Source organism: Spirillospora sp. NPDC029432 (assembly GCF_040703975.1).
In the GTDB taxonomy this organism is placed as follows: Bacteria; Actinomycetota; Actinomycetes; order Streptosporangiales; family Streptosporangiaceae; genus Spirillospora.
Genome location: NZ_JBEZWH010000026.1, coordinates 42,722 through 67,006 on the forward strand (window position 1 = coordinate 42,722; position 24,285 = coordinate 67,006).

23 protein-coding genes are annotated in these 24,285 nt (G+C 72.9%); 3 read left to right on the plus strand and 20 right to left on the minus strand.

The genetic code is table 11. The features are described 5' to 3' along the window. Positions 1 to 167: 167 nt before the first annotated feature. From AB0881_RS21450 to AB0881_RS21470, 5 genes are all read right to left on the minus strand, one after another. Positions 168 to 2,747, minus strand: a complete 2,580-nt coding sequence (locus AB0881_RS21450) for an FtsX-like permease family protein (protein ID WP_366619099.1) — start codon at positions 2,745 to 2,747, stop codon at positions 168 to 170. A 3-nt stretch (positions 2,748 to 2,750) separates the two neighbouring features. After that, positions 2,751 to 3,527, minus strand: a complete 777-nt coding sequence (locus AB0881_RS21455) for an ABC transporter ATP-binding protein (protein WP_366619101.1) — start codon at positions 3,525 to 3,527, stop codon at positions 2,751 to 2,753. Positions 3,528 to 3,805: 278 nt separating this feature from the next. Continuing rightward, a complete protein-coding gene (locus AB0881_RS21460; protein WP_366619103.1) occupies positions 3,806 to 4,069 on the minus strand; it encodes a chaplin in 264 nt (87 codons plus the stop codon). 168 nt (positions 4,070 to 4,237) lie between these two features. After that, on the minus strand, positions 4,238 to 4,957 hold the full coding sequence (locus AB0881_RS21465) for a response regulator transcription factor (RefSeq protein WP_366619105.1): 720 nt from the start codon (positions 4,955 to 4,957) through the stop codon (positions 4,238 to 4,240). Next, positions 4,954 to 6,123, minus strand: coding sequence for a sensor histidine kinase (locus AB0881_RS21470; RefSeq protein WP_366619107.1), 1,170 nt, complete (start codon positions 6,121 to 6,123; stop codon positions 4,954 to 4,956). Before AB0881_RS21470 ends, AB0881_RS21465 begins: the two co-directional genes overlap by 4 nt. Positions 6,124 to 6,231: 108 nt before the next feature. Between AB0881_RS21470 and AB0881_RS21475 the strand changes: the two genes are divergently transcribed. After that, a complete protein-coding gene (locus AB0881_RS21475; RefSeq protein WP_366619109.1) occupies positions 6,232 to 7,248 on the plus strand; it encodes an SAM-dependent methyltransferase in 1,017 nt (338 codons plus the stop codon). Here AB0881_RS21475 and AB0881_RS21480 read toward each other — a convergent pair. The 3 genes from AB0881_RS21480 to AB0881_RS21490 are packed head-to-tail and all read right to left on the minus strand — an operon-like array spanning position 7,233 to position 10,593. After that, on the minus strand, positions 7,233 to 8,444 hold the full coding sequence (locus AB0881_RS21480) for a cytochrome P450 (RefSeq protein ID WP_366619111.1): 1,212 nt from the start codon (positions 8,442 to 8,444) through the stop codon (positions 7,233 to 7,235). The two genes, AB0881_RS21475 and AB0881_RS21480, sit on opposite strands and share 16 nt — an antisense overlap. 29 nt (positions 8,445 to 8,473) lie before the next feature. After that, positions 8,474 to 9,994, minus strand: a complete 1,521-nt coding sequence (locus AB0881_RS21485) for a PH domain-containing protein (RefSeq protein WP_366619113.1) — start codon at positions 9,992 to 9,994, stop codon at positions 8,474 to 8,476. Further along, positions 9,991 to 10,593 (minus strand): PH domain-containing protein, encoded by a 603-nt coding sequence (locus AB0881_RS21490; RefSeq protein WP_366619115.1) that lies wholly within the window; start codon positions 10,591 to 10,593, stop codon positions 9,991 to 9,993. The genes AB0881_RS21485 and AB0881_RS21490 overlap by 4 nt, the downstream gene beginning before the upstream one ends. A gap of 141 nt (positions 10,594 to 10,734) precedes the next feature. On the opposite strand from AB0881_RS21490, the gene AB0881_RS21495 reads away from it, so the two are divergent. Next, the gene (locus AB0881_RS21495; protein WP_366619117.1) at positions 10,735 to 11,889 is read left to right on the plus strand and encodes an NADH-quinone oxidoreductase subunit D; all 1,155 of its coding nucleotides are present in this window, start codon (positions 10,735 to 10,737) and stop codon (positions 11,887 to 11,889) included. 1 nt (position 11,890) lies between these two features. Here AB0881_RS21495 and AB0881_RS21500 read toward each other — a convergent pair whose 3' ends face one another. The 11 genes from AB0881_RS21500 to dacB form a co-directional block, all read right to left on the minus strand. Beyond that, positions 11,891 to 12,364 (minus strand): DUF3180 domain-containing protein, encoded by a 474-nt coding sequence (locus AB0881_RS21500; RefSeq protein WP_366619119.1) that lies wholly within the window; start codon positions 12,362 to 12,364, stop codon positions 11,891 to 11,893. Next, on the minus strand, positions 12,361 to 12,948 hold the full coding sequence (gene folK / locus AB0881_RS21505; protein ID WP_366619121.1) for a 2-amino-4-hydroxy-6-hydroxymethyldihydropteridine diphosphokinase: 588 nt from the start codon (positions 12,946 to 12,948) through the stop codon (positions 12,361 to 12,363). The genes AB0881_RS21500 and folK overlap by 4 nt, the downstream gene beginning before the upstream one ends. Next, entirely contained in the window at positions 12,945 to 13,310 is a 366-nt protein-coding gene (gene folB / locus AB0881_RS21510; protein ID WP_366619123.1) for a dihydroneopterin aldolase, read from the minus strand. The genes folK and folB overlap by 4 nt, the downstream gene beginning before the upstream one ends. Next, entirely contained in the window at positions 13,307 to 13,738 is a 432-nt protein-coding gene (locus tag AB0881_RS21515) for a nuclear transport factor 2 family protein (RefSeq protein ID WP_366619124.1), read from the minus strand. Before AB0881_RS21515 ends, folB begins: the two co-directional genes overlap by 4 nt. Then, positions 13,735 to 14,562 (minus strand): dihydropteroate synthase, encoded by an 828-nt coding sequence (gene folP / locus AB0881_RS21520; RefSeq protein ID WP_366619210.1) that lies wholly within the window; start codon positions 14,560 to 14,562, stop codon positions 13,735 to 13,737. Before folP ends, AB0881_RS21515 begins: the two co-directional genes overlap by 4 nt. A gap of 128 nt (positions 14,563 to 14,690) precedes the next feature. Further along, the gene (gene folE / locus AB0881_RS21525) at positions 14,691 to 15,326 is read right to left on the minus strand and encodes a GTP cyclohydrolase I FolE (protein ID WP_366619126.1); all 636 of its coding nucleotides are present in this window, start codon (positions 15,324 to 15,326) and stop codon (positions 14,691 to 14,693) included. A 5-nt stretch (positions 15,327 to 15,331) separates the two neighbouring features. Continuing rightward, positions 15,332 to 17,338 carry an ATP-dependent zinc metalloprotease FtsH gene (gene ftsH / locus AB0881_RS21530; protein WP_366619128.1) on the minus strand — a complete coding sequence of 669 codons (2,007 nt, stop codon included), beginning with the start codon at positions 17,336 to 17,338 and terminating at the stop codon, positions 15,332 to 15,334. A 484-nt stretch (positions 17,339 to 17,822) separates the two neighbouring features. Further along, positions 17,823 to 18,377 carry a hypoxanthine phosphoribosyltransferase gene (gene hpt, locus AB0881_RS21535; RefSeq protein WP_366619130.1) on the minus strand — a complete coding sequence of 185 codons (555 nt, stop codon included), beginning with the start codon at positions 18,375 to 18,377 and terminating at the stop codon, positions 17,823 to 17,825. A 36-nt stretch (positions 18,378 to 18,413) separates the two neighbouring features. After that, entirely contained in the window at positions 18,414 to 19,424 is a 1,011-nt protein-coding gene (gene tilS, locus AB0881_RS21540) for a tRNA lysidine(34) synthetase TilS (protein ID WP_366619132.1), read from the minus strand. A gap of 77 nt (positions 19,425 to 19,501) precedes the next feature. Next, positions 19,502 to 20,617: a zinc-dependent metalloprotease gene (locus tag AB0881_RS21545; protein WP_366619212.1), complete on the minus strand. Its 1,116-nt coding sequence runs from the start codon at positions 20,615 to 20,617 to the stop codon at positions 19,502 to 19,504. Positions 20,618 to 20,800: 183 nt separating this feature from the next. After that, positions 20,801 to 22,207 carry a D-alanyl-D-alanine carboxypeptidase/D-alanyl-D-alanine-endopeptidase gene (gene dacB, locus AB0881_RS21550; protein ID WP_366619133.1) on the minus strand — a complete coding sequence of 469 codons (1,407 nt, stop codon included), beginning with the start codon at positions 22,205 to 22,207 and terminating at the stop codon, positions 20,801 to 20,803. A gap of 138 nt (positions 22,208 to 22,345) precedes the next feature. Here dacB and AB0881_RS21555 point away from each other — a divergent pair, with 138 nt between their 5' ends. Then, entirely contained in the window at positions 22,346 to 22,837 is a 492-nt protein-coding gene (locus tag AB0881_RS21555) for an inorganic diphosphatase (RefSeq protein WP_366619135.1), read from the plus strand. Positions 22,838 to 22,933: 96 nt separating this feature from the next. On the opposite strand, the gene AB0881_RS21560 is transcribed toward AB0881_RS21555, so the two are convergent. Beyond that, positions 22,934 to 24,187 (minus strand): NlpC/P60 family protein, encoded by a 1,254-nt coding sequence (locus AB0881_RS21560; RefSeq protein ID WP_366619137.1) that lies wholly within the window; start codon positions 24,185 to 24,187, stop codon positions 22,934 to 22,936. Between the last annotated feature and the right edge of the window lie 98 nt (positions 24,188 to 24,285).

Here is a 24,285-nt window from a genome sequence, read left to right on the forward strand (position 1 = left end):
ACACTCCCGCGAGGTTTCCGCAGATGACTTGCCGCGAACGGACCCCGCGCGGTAACTCTGAGTAGCGCTGGTCGCGCGGAGTGATGACAGTCACTCCGCCAACGGCTCCGCCCCCGCCGCTCATCCCGTACGAGCGGCGGGGGCGGAGTCCGTCCCGGTCCGGCGGATCAGTCGAAGGACAGCGACTCCACGATCGAGGCCTTCGCCGCGCGCCGGGCCGGCAGCACGGCGGCGAGCATCCCGGCGACCCCGGCCAGCGCCATGAAGCCGAGGATCTGCAGGTACGGCAGCGAGAACACCGCCGTCTCGCCCATCGACATCGTGGCGGCCCAGCCGAACCCGACCCCGAGCACGACCCCGGTCAGCGCCCCGATCACGGCCATGACCAGCGCCTCCACCGACAGCATCCGGCGCAGCTGGCGCTTGGTGAGGCCCAGCGCGCGCAGCAGGGCGGACTCGCGGGTGCGCTCCACGACCGACAGCGTCAGCGTGTTGGCGATCCCGAACAGCGCGATCACGATCGCCAGCCCCAGCAGCGCGCCGAACACCATCAGCATGGTGTCGATGGCGCTGCCGAACTCCTCGCGCAGCTCGGCGGCCGAGGTGAACTTGACCGCCGGGTACGGCCGGGCCGCGTCCTCGACGGCCGCCCGCGCCTTCCCGGCCGCGACCCCGTCGGCGGCCTTGGCGAAGATCCGGTACGGGTCCGTCGCGGGCCCGTACACCTTGGCGTAGTCGGCCTCGCTGAGCAGCAGCCCGTGGATCGGCACGTCGCCGCCGTAGACGGCGCCGATCCGCACCTGGTTTCCGGGGCGGGAGACGCCGGGGGCCGTTCCCGCGGCGGTGCCGGGGGTCTTCGCGGACTCGTCCGGCGCGGCCGTGACCGTGACGGTCTGGCCGACCCGCAGGTTCCACGTCTTGGCGGTGTCCTCGTCGATCAGGGCGGACCCGGGCCGCAGGTCGCGCACCGAACCGCTGCTGAACTCCGGCTTGACGAGGGTGCCCAGCGCGGACTGGGTGATCGTGCCGGCCCCGGCGTCGCGGCCGGAGACGTCGGCGTCGCCCTCGCGGAGCTCGACCACGGCGGCGATCTCCGGACGCTTGCGCAGGCTCTCGCCCAGCGCGCGCGGGACCGCCTGGTCCTCGCTGCCGTACTGGGTCTGGAGCTGGAAGTCCATCGGGAACTGGTCGGCCAGCCGCTGGTCGGACGTGGCCTTGCTGCTCGCGCCGATGACCGCGAACAGGCTCATCAGGCCGACCCCGATGGTGAGGGCGATCGTGGTGGTGGCGGTGCGGCGGGGCGAGCGGCGGGCGTTCTCCACCGCGAGCCGCCCGGGGACGCCGGCCGCGCGGCCGGGCAGCGCGCCGACGATCCGGCCCAGCGGGCGGACCAGCGCGGGCATCAGCGCGATCACGGCGAGGAACACCAGGGCGCCGGCGGCCGCGACCACGTACATCGAGGTCTCGCCCTTCTCCATGAAGAGCGCGCCCGCCGCGGCGAGGGCCACGCCCATCAGGCCGAACAGCACCGTCAGGACGGTACGGACCCAGCCGAGCCGGAACCGGCCGCTGCCGGGCTCCAGGTCGGAGCGGAGCGCCGCGATGGGCGCGACCCGGGTGGCGGCGCGGGCCGGGAGCAGCGCGGACAGGACGGTCACCACGACGCCGACGCCCAGCCCGATCAGGATGGTGCGGGGCGCGAGCGTGACGTCCGAGACCGACATCGCGGGACCGGCGGGGCCGGCCACGCCGAGCCCGTTCAGCAGGCCCAGCGTCCCGGCGCCCAGGCCCAGCCCGGCCAGCAGGCCGAGCAGCGAGCCGACGAGGCCGACGGCGAAGGACTCGGCGACGACGCTCCCGAAGACCTGCCGGCGGGTGGCGCCGACGCAGCGCAGCAGCGCCATCTCGCGCATCCGCTGCGCGATCAGGATGGAGAACGTGTTGTAGATGACGAGCGCCGAGACCAGCATGGCGACGAAGCCGAACAGCAGCAGCCCGGTACGGATGACCTTCGTGTCGGCGCCGGCGGCGGTGGCGAGGTCGGCGGCCAGCTCCTCACCGGTCATGACCCGGTGGTCGCCCTTGCCGATCGCGGCGCTGACCGCGGCCTCGCTCGCACCCTTGACGTCGATCTCCACGTACGTGCGCTCGCCGGTCATCCGCAGCGCGGTGGCGTCGTCGAAGCCGGTCATGCCGCGGAAGCTCGCGTCGCTGTCCAGCCCGATGCCGATCAGGCCGACCACGGTGAACCGGTGCGGCGCCTTCTTGGCGTCCATGACGGTGACGGAGTCGCCGACCTTGAACTTCTCGCGCTCGGCGAGCCGCGAGTCCAGGACGACCTCGCCCGGCCCGTTCGGCGCCCGGCCCTTGTCGAACTCGTACCGCAGCATGGAGCCCCGGGGGATCGACAGGCCCACCGTCGGCATGTCGCCGGCCACCTTGCCGTCCCGGCCGATCAGCGGCGCGTCGCCGCGGACCAGGCCGCGCGCCTCGGTCACGCCCGGCACCGAGCGGATCTTGGTGAGCAGCTCCGCCGGCAGCTCGTCCTTCTCGGCCTGCTCGGACGGCAGCACCGCCACGTCCACCTTCCCGGCGGACTTCGCGAACGTCTTCTGGACGCCCTTGTCCATCGTGTCGGTCAGGACGAACGTCCCGCCGATGAACCCCACCCCGAGGGTGATGGCCACCGCGGTCAGCAGCAGCCGCAGCTTGTGGGCCCGCAGGCCCGCCAGTGTCGTCTTCAGCATCGGTCAGCCGCCCAGGCTCTTGAGACGGTCCAGGACGGTGTCGGGCGTCGGCCCGTGCAGCTCGGTGACGATCGCGCCGTCGCGCAGGAACACCACCCGGTCGGCGTACGAGGCGGCCACCGGGTCGTGGGTGACCATGACGATGGTCTGGCCCATCTCGCGGACGGAGGTGCGCAGGAAGCCGAGGACCTCGGCGCTGGAGGACGAGTCCAGGTTGCCGGTCGGCTCGTCCGCGAAGATCACCTCGGGCCGGGAGACCAGGGCGCGGGCGCAGGCGACGCGCTGCTGCTGGCCGCCCGACAGCTCGTTCGGCCGGTGGTCCAGCCGGTCCCGCAGCCCGACCACGTCGATGACCTGGTCGAACCAGGCCCGGTCAGGCTTGCGGCCGGCCAGCTGGGAGGGGAGCAGGATGTTCTGCTCGGCGGTCAGCGTCGGCAGCAGGTTGAACGCCTGGAAGACGAACCCGATCCGCTCCCGGCGCAGCAGCGTGAGCTGCCGGTCGTTCATCCCGGTGATCTCGGCGTCGCCCAGCATGATCCGGCCGCCGCCGACGGTGTCGAGTCCGGCCAGGCAGTGCATGAGGGTGGACTTGCCGGAGCCGGACGGGCCCATGATCGCGGTGAACGCGCCGCGGGCGAACCCGACCGTGACCCCGCGCAGCGCGTGCACGGCCGCGTCGCCGGACCCGTACACCTTGGTCACCTCGGTGGCCAGCGCGGCGGGCGGGGCCGTGCCCGCGCTCGGCGCCGGCCCGGGCGGGTTGGTGAACGTACTGGTCACGGTGGCTCCTTCGGTGTCGCTTGCGGTGTCGCGGCGGGGTGCCGGGCCGGGTCTCTCCGGCCATGGACAACGCTAGGAACGGCGGCCTTCCGTGCCATCGACCGCGCGGCCACGCTTGGCGTCAGCATCAGGAGCGGGTCGCGGGGCCGCCGTACGACCTGAGTCGTACGCGCCCGTAGCCGCCTCGGCTGATCAAGCGTGGCCGCGCGCACGCGAAAGCGCCGGCGGCCCCCGGAGCGGGGCCGCCGGCGCTTTTCACCGCGGGGTGTTGCGGGGTGTTACGAGTGGTGGCCCTTGTGCGGCGTGTTGACGTCGTTGGTGCCCTCGCAGCCGGCGGCCGCGTCGCTCAGCACCGCGATCACCTGGACGGCGTTGCCGCAGACGGTGGCCGGCACGGTGACGGGGGCGACGACCTGGTTGCCGGAGACGGCGCTGTCGTTGTTGTGCGTGTGGGTGTCGGCGCTCGCGGCACCGGCGGCGGTCATGATGGCGCCGGAGACGGCGAAGGTCAGCAGACCGGTCGCGGCGATCTTCTTGAGCACGTGGATCCTCCCGTACGTGGGGGCCGGAAACGGCCCTTCCTGCATTCACATGCGCTGTCCGCCGCGGTGAACGCGGCGTCACGTACGGTAGTTATTCAACTACTGATTGGTAATGCAAACGGTAGTCCGGGTTCGCGCACCAAAAGTCATCTTACGGTAATCAGTACGTTACACAACGTCATCGCTTTGTCCGCTCTTGACCAGACCCGTCTCATAAGCGAAGACCACCGCCTGGACCCGATCCCGCAGGTCCAGCTTCATCAGGATCCGCCCCATATGCGTCTTTACTGTGGCTTCTGACACGTAGAGGCGCTCCGCGATCTCGGCGTTGGACAGCCCGCGGGCCACCAGCCGCAGCACCTGGCCCTCGCGCGCGGTGAGCGACTCCAGCGCCCCGTGCGCCCGCTGCTCGTCCGCCGCCGGCAGGTGCACCGCGAACCGGTCGATCAGCCGCCGCGTCGTGCTCGGCGCCACCACCGCGTCGCCCGAGTGCACCGACCGGATCGCCTCGATCAGCTGGGCCGGGCCGGCGTCCTTGAGCAGGAACCCGGCCGCGCCCGCCTTGATCGCCGCGAACGCGTACTCGTCCAGGTCGAACGTGGTCAGGATGATCACCTTGGCGGTACCGGCCGCGGTGATCCGCCGGGTCGCCTCGATCCCGTCCATCCGGGGCATCCGCACGTCCATCAGCACCACGTCGACATCGGCGTGCCGCAGCCGCTCCAGCGCCTGCGCGCCGTCCCCGGCCTCGCCCGCGACCTCGATGTCCGGCTGGGCGTCCAGCACCATCGTGAAGCCCGTCCGGACCAGCTCCTGGTCGTCCACCAGCAGCACCCGCACCGGCCGCGGGACCTCGTACTCGCCGGTGGACCCGTACCCCTCGTTCATGCCCTGACCTCCTCGCGTACCGGAATGCGCGCGACCACCTCGAAGCCCCCGCCCGGGCGCGGCCCGGCCTCGACACCGCCGCCGTAGACGGCGGCGCGCTCGCGCATCCCCAGCAGGCCGTGCCCGCGCCCGTCGTCGCGGGCGGCGGCGCCGCGGCCGTCGTCGGTGACGCGGATCTCGATCGCGTCGTCACCGTAGTGCAGGCATACCCGCGCCGTGGCGCGCGGGCCACCGTGCTTGAGCGTGTTGGTCAGCGACTCCTGGACGATCCGGAAGATCGTCAGCTGGCGGCCCTCCGACATCTCCAGCGGCACGCCCTCCACCGCGAACTCCAGCGGCAGCCCCGACTCCCTGATCTGCTCGACCAGCTCGGCGAGCTGCTCCACGCCCGGCTGCGGCGCGTACGACCCGGCGTCGTCGCTCTCCCGCAGCACGCCCAGCATCCGGCGCATCTCGGCCAGCGCCTGGCGGCCGGTCGCGGAGATCGTCTCCAGCGCCTTGCGGGCCCGCTCGGTGTCGGTCTCGATCGCGAACGAGGCGCCGTCCGCCTGCACCACGATCACGCTGACGTTGTGGGCGACCACGTCGTGCAGCTCGCGGGCGATCCGGGCGCGCTCGCCCGCCATCGCGATCTGCACCTCGGTGTCGCGCTCGCGCTCCAGCCGCTCGGCCCGCAGCTCCACCGAGCGCAGGTACTCGCGGCGGGTCCGCATGTACAGCCCGAGCAGCCACACGCCGGCGACCACGACCGTCAGCGTGAACAGCCCGATGCGCTGGTCCTCCCAGCCTGTGATGAAGGCGAACGTCGCGATGAACGCGCCGGCCTCGGCGACCACGGCGGCGGCGATGCTCCAGCGGAGCGCGCAGGTGGCCGCCATCGTGTACAGCGCGGGCAGGAGGGCGATGTCGGCCGAGATCGGCGGCTGGCCGGCCATCGCCTGGCCGAACGCCACCAGCGAGATCACCGCGAAGACCGCGCGCGGGTACGTCCGCCGCAGCAGCAGCGGCAGCAGGAGCGCGGCGGAGAGGGACAGGTAGGCCGGGCGGGACATGTCCCAGCCGTCCGCGGCGTACCCCGAGGCCACGAGAAGCACGAGCGGTATCGCGAGGAACGCGTCCACGAGCGGCTTCTTGCCGCGAGCCCAGTTCCACCATCGGACCACCATGCCGACGAGACTATTTCGCCTTTCCGGTCCCCGGATCAGCCCCAAGTCGGACGCCCGTACGCCGCGAGGATGGCCGCGCGCGGGCCCGGGCGCGGTAACGTCGCAGGCGTGGCGGCGTGGGTGACATGGCGGACCGCGATGGAGCGGGCCCTGTACGGTCCGGACGGCTTCTACCGGCGCGGCGAGCGTCCCGGCGAGCACTTCCGCACCTCCGTGCACGCCTCCCCCGGGTTCGCCGCCGCGCTGGCCCGGCTGCTCACCGAGGTGGACGCCGATCTCGGCCGCCCGCCCCGGCTCGACCTCGTGGACGTCGGCGCGGGCGGCGGCGGGCTGCTCGCCGCGATCACCGCGAACGTCCCGCCCGACCTGGCCGGACGCCTCGCGCTGACCGCCGTCGAGGTCGCGCCGCCGCCCGCCGGGATCCCGGACCGGATCCGCTGGCGGGACACCCTCCCCGGCGAGATCACCGGCCTGGTCATCGCGAACGAGTGGCTCGACAACGTCCCGCTGGACGTGGTCGAGCAGACCCCGGACGGGCCCCGTACCGTCCTGGTCGACCCCGCCACCGGCACCGAGCGGCCCGGCCCGCCGCCGACCGGCGAGGACGCCGACTGGCTGGAGCGCTGGTGGCCGCTGCGCGAGCCCGGCGACCGCGCCGAGGTCGGCCATCCCCGCTGCGACGCCTGGGCCGCGGTGCTGCGCCGCCTCCGCCGCGGCGTCGCGGTCGCCATGGACTACTCCCACAGCCGCGCCACCCGCCCCGTGTACGGGACGCTGACCGGCTACCGGGACGGGGCGACCGTGCCCGCCGTGCCGGACGGCTCGTGCGACGTGACCGCGCACGTGGCGCTGGACGCCTGCACCCGGGCCGGCGAGCAGGCGGGGGCGACCGCCTCGCTGTTCACCACCCAGCGGGCGGCGCTGCGGGCGCTGGGCCTCACCGGCGAGCGGCCGCCGGCGGCGCTGGCCGGCCGGGACCCGCGCGGCTACGTCGCCGCGCTGTGCGCCGCCGGCGCGGACGCCGAGCTGATCGACCCGGCCGGGCTGGGCGGGTTCGGCTGGCTCGTCCAGGCCGTGGACGTGCCGCTGCCGGCGTCCCTGGCGGGCGTTCAGATCTCGACGTGAAGCGCCGTGAGGCCGCGCAGGACGAACCCGGGCTTCCACTCCGGCTCCCTCGCCGGGCGCATGCCGGGCGCCAGGCGCAGCAGCGCGCCGTACGACTCCGCCAGCTCGATCCGGGCCAGCGGCGCGCCGAGGCAGTAGTGGATCCCGAGGCCGAACGTGATGTGCGGGTTCGGGTCGCGGCCCAGGTCCAGGCGGTCGGGGTCGGCGAAGACCTCCGGGTCGCGGTTGGCGGACGCGAACTGGAGCGCGATCTCGGCGCCGCGCGGGATCGCGACGCCGCCCACCTCGATGTCCTCCAGCACCCAGCGCTCGAACATCGGCGCCGGGGTGTCGTACCGCATCAGCTCCTCGGCCGCCGACGGCACCAGCGAAGGGTCGTCCCGCAGCCGCTCCAGCTCGCCGGGGTTGCGGAACAGCGACCACCAGCCGTTGCCGGTGGCGTTCACGGTCGCCTCGTGCCCGGCGTTCAGGAGGAGCACGCAGGTCCCGATCAGCTCGTCCTCGGTCAGCCGGTCGCCGCCCTCGTCCACCACCTGCGCCAGCGCGCTGATCAGGTCGTCGCGCGGCGCGGCCCGCCTGGAACGTGCCAGCCCGCGTAGATAGTCGGAGAACTCCACGGCCGCCCGGACGGCCGCGCGCTGCGCCTCCTCCGGCGGGTTCAGCTCGTACATGCCGCAGATGTCGGCCGACCAGGGGCGCAGCAGCGGCCGGTCCTCCCGCGGCACGCCCAGCATCTCGGCGATCACGTTCACCGGCAGCGGCTCGGCCACCTCGGCCAGCAGGTCGCCGCCGCCCGCGGCGGCCAGGTTCCCGGCCAGCTCCTCGGCCAGCCCGCGGATCATCGGCCGCAGCCCCTCGACCATCCGGGCCGTGAACGCCCTGGACACCAGCCGCCGCAGCCGGGTGTGCGCGGGCGGCTCCACGTCCAGCATCCCGGCCCTGACCAGGTCCCAGAACGGCGCCAGGAACGCCGCCTCAGGCTCCCGCCCGAACTCCTCGTGCGTCGCCACGTGCAGGTACGACCGGCCCAGCCGGCGGTCCCGCAGCAGCGCGTTCACGTCCGCGTAGCGCGAGACCACCCACTGCCCGGTCGGCTCGTGGAAGAACACCGGGCGCTCCGCGCGCAGCGCCGCGAGCGCGGGATAGGGGTCCGCCACGAACGCCGCGGACCAGGGGTCATAGCCGAGATCGCTCATACCCGGACAATATGCCCGACCTGGAGGGATCAGCGCGCCCAGCGGCCGGGGTCCTTGGACGTGCGGCGGGCGGCCAGGGCGCGGTACGCCGTGGACTCGACGATCGCGCGGGCCTCGCCCAGCTCCCGGTCGGCCGCCGCCACCTGGACCGGGCCGGGCGGGGCGTCCACCCGGACGGTCGCCAGGCGCAGCATCCGCTGCAGCGGGTTGACCGTCATCCGCACGCTCTGCGCGCGGGCGTGCGCGATCACGTCCGTCCGGCGGCAGAGCCAGCCGCGGCGGGTCACGAAGACATGGTCGTCCGTGCCCGCGCCGTCCGCCCGCTCCAGCGCCACCGAACGCGACGACGCGGGCAGCAGCGGCACCGCGTCCACGTTCGCGCCCGGGAAGATCTGCGAGATCAGGTGGACGGCCACCGGGCGCGGCGCCAGCGGCAGCAGCACCGACGACAGCGCCTGCCGCTCCCCCGCGTACCCGGCCACGGTCACGTCCAGGCGGGCCCAGCCGAACGGCCGCCACAGCAGCGGCTCGACGAGGCCGACCGCCTGCACCCGGCCCGGCGGCAGCGTCTGCATGCGGGTCTCCAGCAGGCCGTACCGCAGCCGCACGCCGTCCGGCGACATCGCGACCGAGTGGTTCACGTACATGACCATCGGCGCGATCACCGCCCGGATCAGCCCGAGCAGCAGCAGGATCAGCACCACCAGCATCCCGCCCTCGACGAACAGGAGCAGGAAGAACAGCGACGCCAGGAACGCCAGCGCGGTGCCGATCACCGGCAGCTTGAGCACCAGCGAGCCGAGCAGGGCACCGAACGGCACCTTCCACAGCGGCCGCTCGGGCGCCTCCGGCGTGTGGCCGGGCAGCCCGGCGGCGCGGGCGAGCAGCTCGGCGCGCAGCTGCTGCGCGGTGTGCCGGCCCAGGTAGCGCAGCACGATCCCGCTGGCCTCGCCGCCCGCCAGCTCCACCCGTACCTCGGCGAGCGCGAACATCCGCGTCACCAGCGGCCGGACCAGGTCGATCGCCTGGACGCGCGACAGCGGGATCCGCCGCTTGCGCTTGCGCAGCAGGCCCGTCTCCACCACCAGGTCGTCGCCGTCCACCCGGAAGCGCAGCGCCAGCCAGCCCCACAGGCCCGCGGCCACCGCGATCACGCCGATCACCGCGGTCACGACCGTGAACCTGACCACCACCTCGGGCGACAGCACCAGCGCCACGCCCTGGTCGGTCTGCGTCAGCAGCAGCGGGAAGCCCAGCAGCACGAAGTAGATGATCAGGATGACGAGGGCGCGCAGCGGCGCCGTCGCCCAGTGCAGCCGGTGGGTGCCCTCCGAGAACCGCACCGGCGGCGGCGCGGGCCGGTAGCCGCCCGGCGGCATCCCGTAGGCCGGCTGCCCGTACGGGCCCTGCGGCGGACGCTGCGGGCCGTACGGGCCGTACCCCGGATGCGGGGACGGGCCGTACGGCGGCCGTCCCGGCGGCGGGCCCGGGTGCGGACCGTACGGCGGGCGCGGACCCTGCGGCGGTGGCGGGCCGTACGGGCCGCTCACAGGCCCATGCTCCGTTCCTCGCCCTTCCGCGCCAGCCGGTCGCGCAGCTGCGCGGCCTCGGCGGCGGGCAGCCCCGGGATCCGGGCGTCGGTGGCCGCGGCCGCGGTGTGCATCCGCACGGTCGCGATGCCCATCCACCGCTCCAGCAGGCCCGCGGTCACGTCCACGAACTGCATCCGCCCGTACGGGACGACGATCAGCCGCTTGACGAACACGCCCTGGGTGACGATGAGGTCGTCGCCGCGCTCGGCGTAGCCGTACGAGCGGTACATCAGCTCGGCCACGATCCACGCGAGCACCACCGACAGCAGCACCGCGGCCGCCCACAGCACCATCGCGACCGTCCCGCCGCCGCGGAACACCACCAGCGCCCCGATCAGCCCCACCGGCACGGCCGTCAGCAGGCTGGACACGCGGCGGTGCCACGTGAAGCGCCGCGAGACGGGCGCCCAGGACAGGCCCCCTCCGGGCGCGAAGGCATGGTCGGCCGGGTAGCCCTGGTGGGCGCCCGCCGCGTGTACGGGGACTGCCGCGCCCGGCTGCGCGGGCGGCGGCTGCGCCGGCGCCTGCGGCGGCGGCTGCTCGTGGCCCGGGTTCATCTCACTCCGGCGGTGGTCGGTCGGTTGCTTCCGATTACAGGGCCAGTCAACAGGAAACGGACCCGGTACCGCGAGCCTTGAGCATGGCACGATATGACGTGTGACGCGTTGGTACCCGGGGAAGCGGGACGGGGCACGGCCATGACCACCGAACGGATCGTCGGGGTCGGCGCCGGCGCCGGCGCCGGCGAGCTGGCCACCGAGGACATGATCCTCAACATCGGCCCGCAGCACCCGTCCACGCACGGCGTGCTGCGGCTGCGGCTGGCCCTGGACGGCGAGCGGATCAAGGCGGCCGAACCGATCATCGGCTACATGCACCGCGGCGCCGAGAAGCTGTTCGAGGTCCGCGACTTCCGGCAGATCATCGTGCTGGCCAACCGGCACGACTGGCTGTCGGCGTTCTCCAACGAGCTCGGCGTGGTGCTCGCCGTCGAGCGGATGCTGGGCATGGAGGTGCCGCCCCGCGCGGTCTGGACGCGGACGCTGCTGGCCGAGCTGAACCGGGTGCTCAACCACCTGATGTTCCTCGGCTCGTACCCACTCGAAGTGGGCGCGATGACGCCGATCTTCTACTCGTTCCGGGAGCGGGAGACGCTCCAGCGGGTGATGGAGGAGATCTCCGGCGGCCGGATGCACTACATGTTCAACCGCGTCGGCGGGCTCAAGGAGGAGCCGCCGGCCGGCTGGCGCGACCGCGTCCGGACCGCGGTCGCGGGCGTGCGGGCCGGGATGGCCGACATCGACGAACTGATCATGGGGAACGAGATCTTCCGCGCCCGCACCCGCGGCGTCGGCGTCCTCACCCGCGAGCAGATCCTCCAGTACGGCGTCTCCGGCCCGATCGCGCGCGCCGCCGGCGTAAACTTCGACCTGCGCCGGGACGAGCCGTACCTGGCGTACGGCGAGCTGGACACGCGGGTCGTGACCCGTACCGAGGGCGACTGCCTGGCCCGCTTCGAATGCCTCCTCGACCAGGTGCACGCCTCGCTCGACCTCGCCGACGCCTGCCTGGACCGACTCGCCGAGCTGCCGCCCGGGCCGATCAACCAGCGGCTGCCGAAGGTCCTCAAGGTCCCCGAGGGGCACACCTACGCCTGGACGGAGAACCCGCTCGGCATCAACGGCTACTACCTCGTCTCGCGGGGCGAGAAGACGCCGTGGCGGCTGAAGCTGCGCTCGGCCTCGTACAACAACGTCCAGGTGCTGTCGGAGCTGCTGCCCGGCAACCTGGTCGCCGACATGATCGCCATCCTGGGCTCGATGTTCTTCGTCGTCGGCGACATCGACAAGTAGCTCAGGCGCGGGAACGGCCGCGGTCGCGCGCCTCGTCCTCCGGGTCCTTGGGGACGCGGCAGGCGTACTCCAGGAAGTACGCCGCGCCGACCAGCACCATCGCCGACAGGAACGTGCCGACGCTGACGAAGAAGTCCTCGCGCGGCGTCTGCTTGTCGAGCGAGTCGGCCAGCGCCAGCGCGAACCCGCCGAACACGCCGCCCAGCACGGCGGCCGCGTGCGCGCTGGCCTTGGCCAGCGCCGCCATCCGCGCCACCACCATCGGCTCCACCGGCCGGGTGCCCGGCTTGCGGCGGATGCGGCGCAGCACGTTCCAGCCGCTGAAGCCCTCCCCCAGGGCCAGCAGCAGCAGCGTCGGCACCGCCGTCCACGGCAGCGGTGGCAGCGAGACATAGGCGGTGTCCAGCACCGCCCAAGTGATCGCCGCCGCGACGACCACAAGAGCGAGCAGGAAAACCGGACGAGTAGCGCTCATGCAGGTGGTTGAAGGCTCAGGTCGTCGCGGCGGCGGAGTTCGGGGGTGCCGGTGTCGGCGGCCACGGCCGCGGCCAGGTCGCCGACGCGGCCGTGCCCGGCGAGCAGCACGTCCGGCTCGATGTCGGCCCACGGCACCAGCACGAACGCGCGCTCGTGCGCGCGCGGATGCGGGAGCGTCAGGTCGGGGTCGTCGGAGGTCACGTTGCCGAACACCACGATGTCGATGTCCAGCGTGCGCGGGCCCCAGCGGACCTCGCGGACGCGCTGCATCGAGTTCTCGATGTTGAGCACCCGCTCCAGCAGGTTCTCCGGTGGCAGCCGGGTGTCGGCCACCAGGATGATGTTCAGGAAGTCGCCCTGGTCGGGGATCTCCTGGCCGGGGGGCGCGAACGGCGCGGTCTCGTACACCGGTGACATCGCCACGAAGGAGAGCCCGGGCGCGTCGAACAGCGCGTCCACGGCCTCCTGGATGTTGTCCAGGCGATCGCCGAGGTTGCTGCCGAGCGAGAACACGACGCGGTGCGCGACGAGCATGTGGCCACCGGTCGCGGTGCGGTCGGGCATGCGATCGGACGCTGTCATGGGCGACTCCTCCTGATCCTCACGGCCACGTCCGTGAAGGGGTGCGGCACCGGGGCGCCGGGCTTGTGGACGGTGACCTCGGCCTCCATCACCGCCGCGTCTTGCAGGCAGACCGCGGCGAGCCGGTCGGCCAGGGTCTCGATGAGGTTGACGGGCTCCCCCTCGACGACGGCGACCAGCCGGCCCGCGAGCGATCCATAGTCGACCGTACGCGACAGGTCGTCGCCGGCCGCGGCCGGACCGGTGTCGAGGCCGAGCGACACGTCCACCACGAACTCCTGGCCCAGCTCACGTTCTGCGGGCAGGACACCGTGCCGCCCCCGGGCGCGCAACCCGCGCAGCTCTATGCGGTCGAGAGTCATTCTTCCTCTGTGCCGTTCAGGATGGGAGACCCATGGTGCAGCAAAAGCCGCCATTCACCGTCGTAACGAACGAACACGTTCGTGGACACGATGCTTCCCCCGGCGAGGAACCCCGAGTCGGTGCCCTCTTCGGCGGTGAGGATGTTCTCGTTGCACGTGATCACGGCCTGGTCGCCGTAGACGGACGTCTGGACGTCGGTGAGGACGAACTGGATGTAGCCGGTGTTCGCCATGATCAGCGCCCAGGAGCGCAGCACCTCGTCCCGGCCGCGCAGCATCGCCCAGCCCGGGTGGACGCAGCTCACGCCGGAGGCGTACGGCCCGTCCGCCCACACCGCGGACATCCGGTCGTAGTCGCCCTCCTCGAACGCGGCGTAGAACTCGGCGTTGACCTCCTCGACCTGGCCGCGGTCGACGGCGTTGCTCATCGGGCGGCCCCTTCACGGCGGTCCGCGGCGGCCAGGACGGCGGCCGCGACCCGTACGGCGTCGGCGTTGGGACGGACGCGGTGCACCCGGACGCACCAGGCGCCGGCCGCGGCGGACAGCGCCGTGACCGCGACGGTCGCGTCGTCGCTGTCGGTGAACGGGCGCGGCGCGCCGTCCGGGCCGGCGAGCAGCCTGCCCAGGAAGCGCTTGCGGGACGCGCCCACAAGGACCGGGTGACCCGTGCTCGTCAGGGCGTCCAGTTCGGCCAGGAGCGACCAGTTGTGCCCCGCCTCGGGGCTCTTGGAGAAGCCCAGCCCCGGATCCAGGACGATCATCGAGGGGTCGACGCCGCAACGCAGTATCGATTCGACCCGGCGCAGCAGCTCCTCGCGGACCTCGCGGACGACGTCGGCGTACACGGCGCGGGACTGCATGTCGTGGCTGTGCCCGCGCCAGTGCATGACCACGTACGGGACGCGCGCCGCCGCCACCGCGCGCGGCATGTCGGGATCGGCGAGCCCGCCGCTGACGTCGTTGACCAGCCTCGCGCCGGCCGCGACGGCCGCCGCGGCCACCTCGGCGCGCATGGTGTCGACGCTGACCGGCACGCCGCCGGCCGCCAGCGCCTCGATCACCGGGACGACCCGCCGCAGCTCCTCCTCGCGGGAGACGCGCTGCGCGCCGGGACGGGTGGACTCGCCGCCCACGTCCACGATGTCGGCGCCCTCGGCGACCAGATCGAACCCGTGCCGGATCGCCTTCTCCTGGTCGAACCAGGCGCCCCCGTCGGAGAACGAGTCGGGCGTCACGTTCACCACGCCCATCACCAGGCAGCGCCCGGCCGCGGGCAGCCCGGGAACGGGCTGCGGCGGGAGCGGGCGCCGGACGGTCATGCACTCAAGCCTATGCCCCGCCCGCAACCGTCCCGCGCCCCGCCCCGGGCCCGCCGCGCTCAGCCGCGGCCCAGGATGAGGCCCATGGCCTCGGCCCGGGTCTCTGCGTAGTCGCGGAAGTCGCCGCGGACGGCCGAGGTCACGGTCTTGGCGCCGGGCTTGCGCACGCCGCGCATGGTCATGCACAGGTGCTCGGCCTCGATCACCACGATGACGCCGCGCGGTTCGAGGATGTTCATCACCGCGTCGGCCACCTGGCTGGTCAGCCGCTCCTGCACCTGCGGGCGCCGCGCGTACACGTCGACCAGCCGCGCCAGCTTGGACAGCCCGGTGATCTGCCCCTTCTTGTTGGGCGTGTACCCGACGTGCGCCAGGCCGTGGAACGGGACGAGGTGATGCTCGCAGGTGCTGTAGACCTCGATGTCCTTGACCAGGACCATCTCGTCGTGGTCAGCCTCGAACACCTTGTTGAGGGCGTCCTCGGGGGTCTGCCGCAGGCCGGCGAACTGCTCGGCGTACGCGCGGGCCACCCGGGACGGCGTGTCGCGGAGCCCGTCGCGGTCGGGGTCCTCGCCGATGGCGAACAGGATCTCGCGTACCGCCCGCTCGATGCGGGCGTTGTCGAAACCGGAACCGCCCGCGGGGGAGGGCTGGACGCCCTCCCCCGCGGCCGGCTCGTCGAACGAGTCGGTCAACGTGGTCAGCTTTCGCCCTTGGACACGTCGGGCGACTGCTCGGGAGCGGTCGACCCCTGCCCGTTGTTCTTGGTCAGGTCGGTGACGTCCTGCGGGCCCATCAGGGCCAGCTCCTTGGGCGTCAGCACCGGCGGGCGGTCGGACGGGAGCCGCTTGCCGTAGCCGGTGTAGGAGTTCTGGTGCGGCCGCTTGGTGATCGGCGCGAAGATCTCCAGCACCTGGTCCTTGGACAGGGTCTCCTTGTCCATGAGGTTGACCACGAGGTCGTCCAGGACGTCCCGGTACTCGACCAGGATCTCCCAGGCGGTGTCGTGCGCGGACTCGATGTAGCGGCGGACCTCGTCGTCGATCGCGGAGGCGATGTCCTCGGAGTAGTCGCGCTCGTGGCCCATGTCGCGGCCGAGGAACACCTCGCCGGCGCCGGTGCCGAACTTGCGCGCGCCCAGCCGCTCGCTCATGCCGTACTCGGTGACCATGTTGCGGGCGATCGAGGTGGCCTTCTCGATGTCGTTGGCCGCACCGGTGGTCGGCTCGTGGAAGACCAGCTCCTCGGCGGTACGGCCGCCCAGCAGCATCGCCAGCTGGTCGGACATCTCCGAACGGGTGGTGAGGAACTTGTCCTCCATCGGCAGCGTCATGGTGTAGCCCAGGGCGCGGCCGCGCGGCAGGATCGTCACCTTGTGCACGGGGTCGGAGTTCGGCAGCGCGTGCGCCACCAGCGCGTGCCCGCCCTCGTGGTAGGCGATGATCTTCTTTTCCTTCTCCGACATCACCCGGGTCTTGCGCTCCGGCCCGGCCATGACGCGGTCGATGGACTCCTCCAGGGTGTCCATGTCGATCAGCTTCTGGTCGAACCGGGCGGTCAGCAGCGCCGCCTCGTTGATCACGTTGGCCAGGTCGGCGCCGGTGAAGCCGGGGGTACGGCGGGCGATCACGTCCAGGTCGACGTCCGGCGCGAACGGCTTGCCGCGGCCGTGGACCCGCAGGATGCCCTTGCGGCCCTCCAGGTCGGGACGGTCCACGGTGACCTGCCGGTCGAACCGGCCCGGGCGCAGCAGCGCCGGGTCGAGGATGTCGGGACGGTTGGTCGCCGCGATCAGGATCACGCCGCCCTTGACGTCGAAGCCGTCCATCTCGACCAGCAGCTGGTTGAGGGTCTGCTCGCGCTCGTCGTGGCCGCCGCCGAGCCCGGCGCCGCGGTGCCGGCCGACAGCGTCGATCTCGTCGATGAAGATGATCGAGGGGGCGTTGGCCTTGGCCTGCTCGAACAGGTCGCGGACGCGGGACGCGCCGACGCCGACGAACATCTCGACGAAGTCCGAACCGGAGATCGAGTAGAAGGGGACCCCGGCCTCGCCGGCGACCGCGCGGGCCAGCAGCGTCTTGCCGGTGCCGGGCGGGCCGTACAGCAGCACGCCCTTGGGGATCTTGGCGCCGATGGACTGGAACTTGGCCGGGTTCTGCAGGAAGTCCTTGATCTCTTCCAGTTCCTCCAGGGCCTCGTCGGCCCCGGCCACGTCGGCGAAGGTGGTCTTGGGGGTGTCCTTGGTGATCAGCTTGGCCTTGGACTTGCCGAAGTTCATCACCCGCGAGCCGCCGCCCTGCATCTGGTTCATGATGAACAGGAAGATCAGCACGATGACGACGATGGGCAGCAGGCTGAACAGCAGGTTCAGGAAAACGCTCTGCTTGGGGACCTCGACGTTGTAGCCGCCGGGCAGCTTGCCCTGCTGGGCCTGCTGCTGCAGCTGCTCCTGCAGGCGGACTCCCTGGCCGTCGACCCAGGACGCCTGCTGCTGCTTGCCGTCCTTGAGGGTGACCTCGATCCGCTGGTCCTTGTCAATGATCTTGGCGGACTTCACCTGGCCCGCGGCGATCGACTGGACCACCTTGGAGGTGTCGGTCTTCTCGTAGGAACGGCCGGGGTTGACGCCCCACATGATGAGGGCGACCAAGAGGCCGAACAGCAGGATCCACAGCAGCGGCCCGCGAAAATAGCGCTTCACGTCCATTTATCCGGTTACCCCTTCGGGGCCCGTCCCTCCTGACCTTGCGATTCGCCCGTCCCGAGGGACGCGCGCCACTGTGAACCGGGTCCTTGCTCCGCGGGCTCCGCGGCCGGCTCGCCCGGCCGTCCGCGTGGATTCGTAAAGGTCCACCGTGACGGCCTCCTTAATGGCCTCCCGACACGAAGCCCGGGATATCGACGGTACACCGCAGGGCGCAGCGGACGCAGCCAGGCGGCTGGGCCCTGCTCGCCTTCGATGTACACGCATCTGATGTTCCCGCCGACGTTCCATGCAACGATCCGGTACGTCCCGTTGTTCCCTGAGGGTCACGTTCCCACGCTCCTGCCCCTTGCCAAACGGGACCAGGCCGCGCTAAGGGACGGTAGGCCCACGGTAGGGGACTGCGTCAAGTGCCCGGATCAGGCCGGAATGGGCGGCACCGGCCCGGGTGGGATCGGGCGGGGCCGGGAGCGGCCGGGGCGGCGGGTCAGCCGCCGTACACGTGCGGGGCCAGCGTGCCCACGAACGGCAGGTTCCGGTACTTCTCGGAGTAGTCGAGGCCGTACCCGACGACGAACTCGTTCGGGATGTCGAAACCGAGGTAGCGGCACTCGATCTCGGTCTTGACCGCCTCCGGCTTGCGCAGCAGCGCGCAGATCTCCAGCGACGCGGGCTTGCGCGAGAGCAGGTTGCTGACCAGCCAGGACAGCGTGAGGCCGGAGTCGATGATGTCCTCGACGATCAGCACGTGCCGGTCGAGGATGTCGGTGTCGAGGTCCTTGAGGATCCGCACCACGCCGGACGACTTGGTGCCCGAGCCGTACGACGACACGGCCATCCAGTCCATCGAGGCCGGGGTGTGCAGGTCCCGCGCCAGATCGGCCATGATCATGACGGCGCCCTTGAGGACGCCCACCAGCAGCAGGTCCTTGCCGGCGTAGTCGGCGTCGATCTGCTCGGCCAGCTCGCGCACCTTGGCCCGCAGCCGGTCCTCGGGGATCAGTACCTTCGCCAGGTCGGCGCCCAGGTCCTTCTCGTCCACGAATCCCACCCTCTTGTGACGGTCGCGGCCCGCGGATCACGCCGGGCCGAAGAGCAGCCTGCCATATCGCCGGAATGCCCTGACGCTCCCGGGCAGGTCGACGTGCCGCTGCCCCCGCCACGCCGTGACCAGCCGGTCCACTTCCTCCACATGGACCGCGGCGAGGGTACCCGGAGGGCTGCCCGCCTTGATCGCCGCCATGCGCAGCACCCGCGTGCGGACGGCGCGCGGCAGTGCGGCGAGGCGCTCCACGTCGAGCTCGCCGGGCGCGGTGGACGCCTCGGCGTAGGCGCCGGCGGCGAGGTCGTCCAGCGCGTCGGCGTCGTCGCGCAGCATCCTGCCCGTACGGGCGAGTGCCTCGGCGATGCCGGGTCCGAGGGCCTTCTCCAGGGCGGGCAGGGCCTCGTGTCGTACGCGCACGCGCGCGTAGGTCCGATCGTCGTTGTGGGGGTCGTCCCAGGGCTCCAGCCCCATCGCCTCGCACGCGCGCCGCGTCGTCGCCCTGTCGAGGTCGAGCAGCGGCCGCGCGTAGCGGACCTCCGCCCCCTCCTTGGCGGACCTCCGCACGAACGAGGGCGGCATCCCCGCCAGCGAGCGCGCCCCGGATCCCCTAGCGAGCCCCAGCAGGACGGTCTCGGCCTGGTCGTCCCGCGTGTGCCCGAGGAGGACGGCGGCGGCCCGCAGCCGTACGGCGGCGTCGTCCAGCGCCCCGTAGCGGGCCTCGCGCGCCGCGTTCTCCGGCCCGCCGCGTTCCCCGACGGTCACCGCGACCGAGCCGGCCGGGTCGAGCCCGAGGTCGGCCAGCGTCCGGACGACCCGGGCGGCGCGCGCGTCCGAGCCCTCCTGGAGTCCGTGGTCGACGGTGACGGCGCCGGCGGGCCGCCCGTCCGGGCCCGAGCGCGGCGCCTCGAACGCCAGCGCGCCCGCGAGCGCCAGCGAGTCGGCGCCGCCGCTGCACGCCGCGAGCACCATGGCGCCCGGCGGCAGCCCGTCCAGCACCCGCCGCACCGCACTCCGTACAAGGGCGACGGCCGGATCAGGCCCCATGGGCCCCCTCCGCCCGCGCCAGCCGCATGCCGTCGATCACCCGTCCATGCTGCCGTACCGGTGGGGGCGCGGGAAGGTCAGGCCTCCCCGGCGGCGGGCGGCGCGTCGATGGCGGGCGGGACGACGACCCGCGCGATCCACCGGGCGGGCTCCTTGATCTCGGCGTGGCTGGGGAGGCTCTCGGGCGACTCCCAGACCTTGTTGAAGCCGTCCATGCCGACCTCGGCGACGACGCGGCGGACGAAGCGCGAGCCCTCGGCGTACTGCTTCATCTTCAGGTCGATGCCGAGGAGCCGGCGGATGGTCTTGTCCATCCGGCCGCCGCCCTCACGGCGCCCCTGGAAGCGGGAGCGGATCTCCTGGACGGACGGGACGACCTCCGGGCCGACCGCGTCCATCACGTAGTCGCCGTGCCCCTCGACCAGCGTCATCACGGCGGTGAGGCGGTCGAGGATCTCGCGCTGCTCGGGTGACTGGATCGCGTCGATCAGGTTGCTGTCGCCGCCCCGGACGGCGTCCACGACGGCGTCGGCGGCCTCCTTGATCCGGTCGAGCATCGCTCCCGGGTCGAGGTCGGACGCCAGCAGGAACTGCGTCATCTGGTCCTGGACGTACTCGCGCAGCCACGGCACCGCGGTGAACTGGGTGCGGTGCGTCTCCTCGTGCAGGCAGACCCACAGGCGGAAGTCGCGGGCGTCCACGCCGAGCTCCTGCTCCACCTGGACGATGTTGGGCGCCACCAGCGTGAGCCGGCCGGTGGGGTTGCGGCCGGACGGGTCCGGCGGCAGGAACAGCTCGTACTGGCCGAGGACGCGCCCCGCCATGTACGCCAGCAGCGCGCCCACCTGCACGCCCGTCACGCGGGAGCCGACCGCCTGGACGACCACGCCGCCCGCGCCGCCGCCGAGCCCGCCGGAGCCGCGGCGGTCCTGCATCTGCTCCATCAGCGGTTCGAGCACCACGCGGAAGCCGTCCACGTTCGCGCGGATCCAGCCGGGCCGGTCGACGATCGTCGCCGGGGCCGGATCCTCCTCCGCCGACCGCATCCCGGTGAAGTCGCGGACGTGCCCCTGCGCGATCCGGGACAGCTCGCGGAGCTGCTCCACCACCGCGCGGGCCTCGTCCTGGGCGACCTGCGGACCGGGCCGGAGCAGCCGGGTGCCGGTCTGGACGGCCAGGTTCCAGTCGATCATTGAGGCGCTCATGTACTCCACCGTACGTTCGGGTCCCGGCGCCGGAGCGCCCGTGCTCGATCGTTCAACGAACGACTGTTCTGGTTATCTCCCGTACGGCGTTCGCCACACGCGGAGACGGGGCCGAACCAGCCCGAAGCAGCGATATCGCATATATGCGCAGGCGCCCCGCGCGGTGCGGTGTCAGCAGCCGCAGGAGGCGACCGCGGCGGCGAGCCGGTCGAGGTGCCCGGGGTCCACCGCGCCCTTGCCGTCGCCCATCATGAACGCGAACGCCAGCAGCCGGCCGTCGGCGTCGTACGCGACCCCGGCGAGCGTGCTCACCCCGGCCAGCGTCCCGGTCTTGGCCCGGACGACGCCGGCCCCGGCCCGGCTGGACGGGGACGTGTAGCGCGGCATGTTCAGCGTCCCGGAGAACCCGGCGACCGGCATCCCGGTGATCGCGGCGCGCAGCTCCGGTCGCGCGGCCGAGGCGGCCACGGAGATCACCTGGGCCAGCGCGGCCGGGGTGATCCGGTTGGCGGTCGACAGGCCGCTGCCGTCGTTCACCTGGATCCCGGACCGGACGCCGAGCCCGGCCAGCACCTCCATCACCGCCCGGGACGCACCGTCGAACGAGGCCGGCCGGCCCATCTTGATCGCGACCTGCCGGGCCATCGCCTCGGCCACGTCGTTGTCGCTCTCGGTCATCAGGTGCTCGACCAGCTCGGCGGCCGTCGGCGACCGCACCGCGCCCAGCTGCGCGGCCCCCTCCGGGGCCGTGACCTGGCGCCCCGCCTTCGCCTTCACGCCATTGCGAGAGAGCAGCCGCGCGAACGCGGCCGTCGCGGCCGCGGGCGGGTTCGCGACGCGCGTCGGGACCGTCGGGTCGCCCGGACTGACCCGGCCCTCGTCCACGGTCAGCGCGGACGGCGGCGCCAGCTCCCCGTCCGGCAGGTAGTTGGGCTTCCAGCCGGCGGCCGTGCGGGGGCCCTGGTACGCCGACACGTCGAAGTCCACCCGGGCCTCCCGGACGCCGGCCGCCTTCAGCGCCGCGGCGGTCTGCCGCGCCAGGTCGGGGAGGGAGGCGTACACCGGGCGTTCACCGTCCGTACCGTCGCCCGGTGCGGGCGCGGGGGACGCGGTCACGGTAGGATCCCCGCCGCCGACCAGCACCACGGCGCCGTCGCCGCCCCGGACCGTGCGGGTCGCGATCCGGTGGGCGGGACCGAGCATGGCCAGCGCCGCCACCGACGTGATCAGCTTGGTGGTGGAGGCGGGGGTCGCGGGCCGGCCGGCGTCCGCCGCGAACAGCGTGCGCCGGGTCTCGACGTCGGTCACCACCGCGCCGATCCGGGTGCGCGCGTCCCGTACCAGCGGGGTCAGCCGCCCGGCGAGCGTGCCGGGGTCGGGCATCGGCGCGCCGGCGGTGTACGGCGCGAGGCCGGTCGCCGCGGCGGCCCGTACCGGCTCCCGCCCGGCGACGGACGGGGGCTGCGGCGACAGATGCCGCGCCGGTGTGAGTTTCGCCACTGCCACCCCGGCGGAGGCGGTGAAGACGATGAGGAGGGACAGCGTGATCGTCAGCAGGCGGGTGGCCTGTTCCGGCACCTGACCGCCCCTCTCCCACTCACCACTCACCAACGTGCGACATCCTTATATATGGGAACACCCACCGTGAGGGTCGGCCTCACCCGCACGGACCCCGAAAGACTATGCACTGCGACCGCGCAGGGAGCGGAGGACACCTTGGATTTCGACGTCACCATTGAGATCCCGAAGGGCCAGCGGAACAAGTACGAGGTGGACCACGAGTCCGGTCGCATCCGGCTCGACCGGATGCTCTTCACCGCGACCCAGTATCCGGCCGACTACGGGTTCGTGGAGAACACCCTCGGCGAGGACGGCGACCCGCTGGACGCCCTGGTGCTGCTCCAGGAGCCGACGTTCCCCGGCTGCCTCATCCGCTGCCGCGCGGTCGGCATGTTCCGGATGACCGACGAGGCCGGCGGCGACGACAAGGTGCTGTGCGTCCCCGCGACCGACCCGCGCCAGGAGCACCTGCGCGACATCCACCACGTGCCGGAGTTCGACCGGCTGGAGATCCAGCACTTCTTCGAGGTCTACAAGGACCTGGAGCCCGGCAAGTCCGTCGAGGGCGCCAGCTGGGTCGGCCGCGTCGAGGCCGAGCTGGAGATCGAGCGCTCCCTCAAGCGAGCCGCCGAGCAGGGCGGCCACTGAGGCGTCCGGCGCGCTCCCCGCTCCCTGCCGTCCGGTGGGCCGGAACACTTCCGTACAGCATGGCCGTACGGAAGTGTTTCGCTTCCCGGGGCCGTTTCAGCCCGCCGGGCGGACGGCGCCGATGAGCCCGTCGCGCCAGATGCTCGACACGCGCACCCGCGCGCCCGTGTACGGCGCCTCGACCATGCGCCCCTTGCCGATGAAGATGCCGACGTGGTGGATCGTCGCCGGGTCCGCGGTGTTGCGGGCGAAGAAGACCAGGTCGCCCTTGCGGAGCCGGTTCAGCGGGACGCGCGGCCCGGACGTCCACTGCGTTCCCGTCCAGTGGTCCAGGCGTACGCCGGCCTTCGCCCACGCGTAGAGGGCCAGGCCGGAGCAGTCGAAGCCGTGGATGCGCGCGCCGTGCGCGATCCCGTAGCTGGGGCCGCTCGCGTTGCCGCCGCCCCAGGAGTAGGGCGTGCCGAGCCATCGGAGCGCGGCCCGTACGACGATCGAGCCGCGGCGCGTCGCCGCCACCGGACGGCTCGCGGTCCCGGAACCGGCCGCGGCCGCGGCCCCCGCTCCCTTGGACGCCTCCTGCGCGCGCCGGATCTCGGCCTTTTCGAGTGCCGCCTGGCGTTCCCGCTGTAGCCGCAGCGCGCGTGCCTGCGCCTTGCCCAGGCTCGCTTGCAGGCTCCGCTGCTCGGCTCCGATGCGCCGCACCGCGTCCCGCTGCTGCGAGACGGCGCGTTCGGCGGCCTTCCGGGCCTCGGCGGCGCGGATCGCGGCATCGCGGCGCTCGTCGAACGCCGCCCGCGCCTGCCGCTGGAAGAGGCCGGCGACGTTGCGGGCCGCCTCGGCCCGCTCGATGATCCCGGTCCGCTGCCGCGCGAGCGCCCGCACCATCCCGGCGCGGTCCATGAAGCCCTGCGGGCCGCCCGTACCCGCCACGACCGCGGGCAGGGACGGGCCGCCGATCCGGTACGCGTCGGCGGCGAACACGGCCAGTTCGGACCGGGCCTCCTCGGCGCGCCGCAGCGCCTCCTCCTGGCGGAGCCGGGCCTGCTCGTAGTCTGCCAGCGCCCGGCGCATCATGATGAGCTCGCCGTTGTAGCGCTCGACGGCCTGCGCGGTCGACGCGGCGAGGCGTTCCAGCTCGGCGCTCGCCTGCGCCAGCCGCGCCTTGGTACGGCCGACCTCGGCGGCCCGCTCCTGGACGCGTTCCTTACTCGCTGCCACGTCGCGGGCGCTGGGCGCCGGCTCCGCCGCCACCGGAGCCGCGGGCGCCGCGGGCGCCGCGGCGGTCAGCGCCGCCAGGCCCAGCGTGAGGGCGGCCAGGCGTGCCCCGGCGCCGGTTGTCCTCAGGACCACGGTCCCCCCTACCGCGTCGCACCGTACGCGAATGATCAAGTACTCAGAGTAGTCATCGCTCTACCCTGACCGCGGTCGAGGCACACCGCTTGATCGAC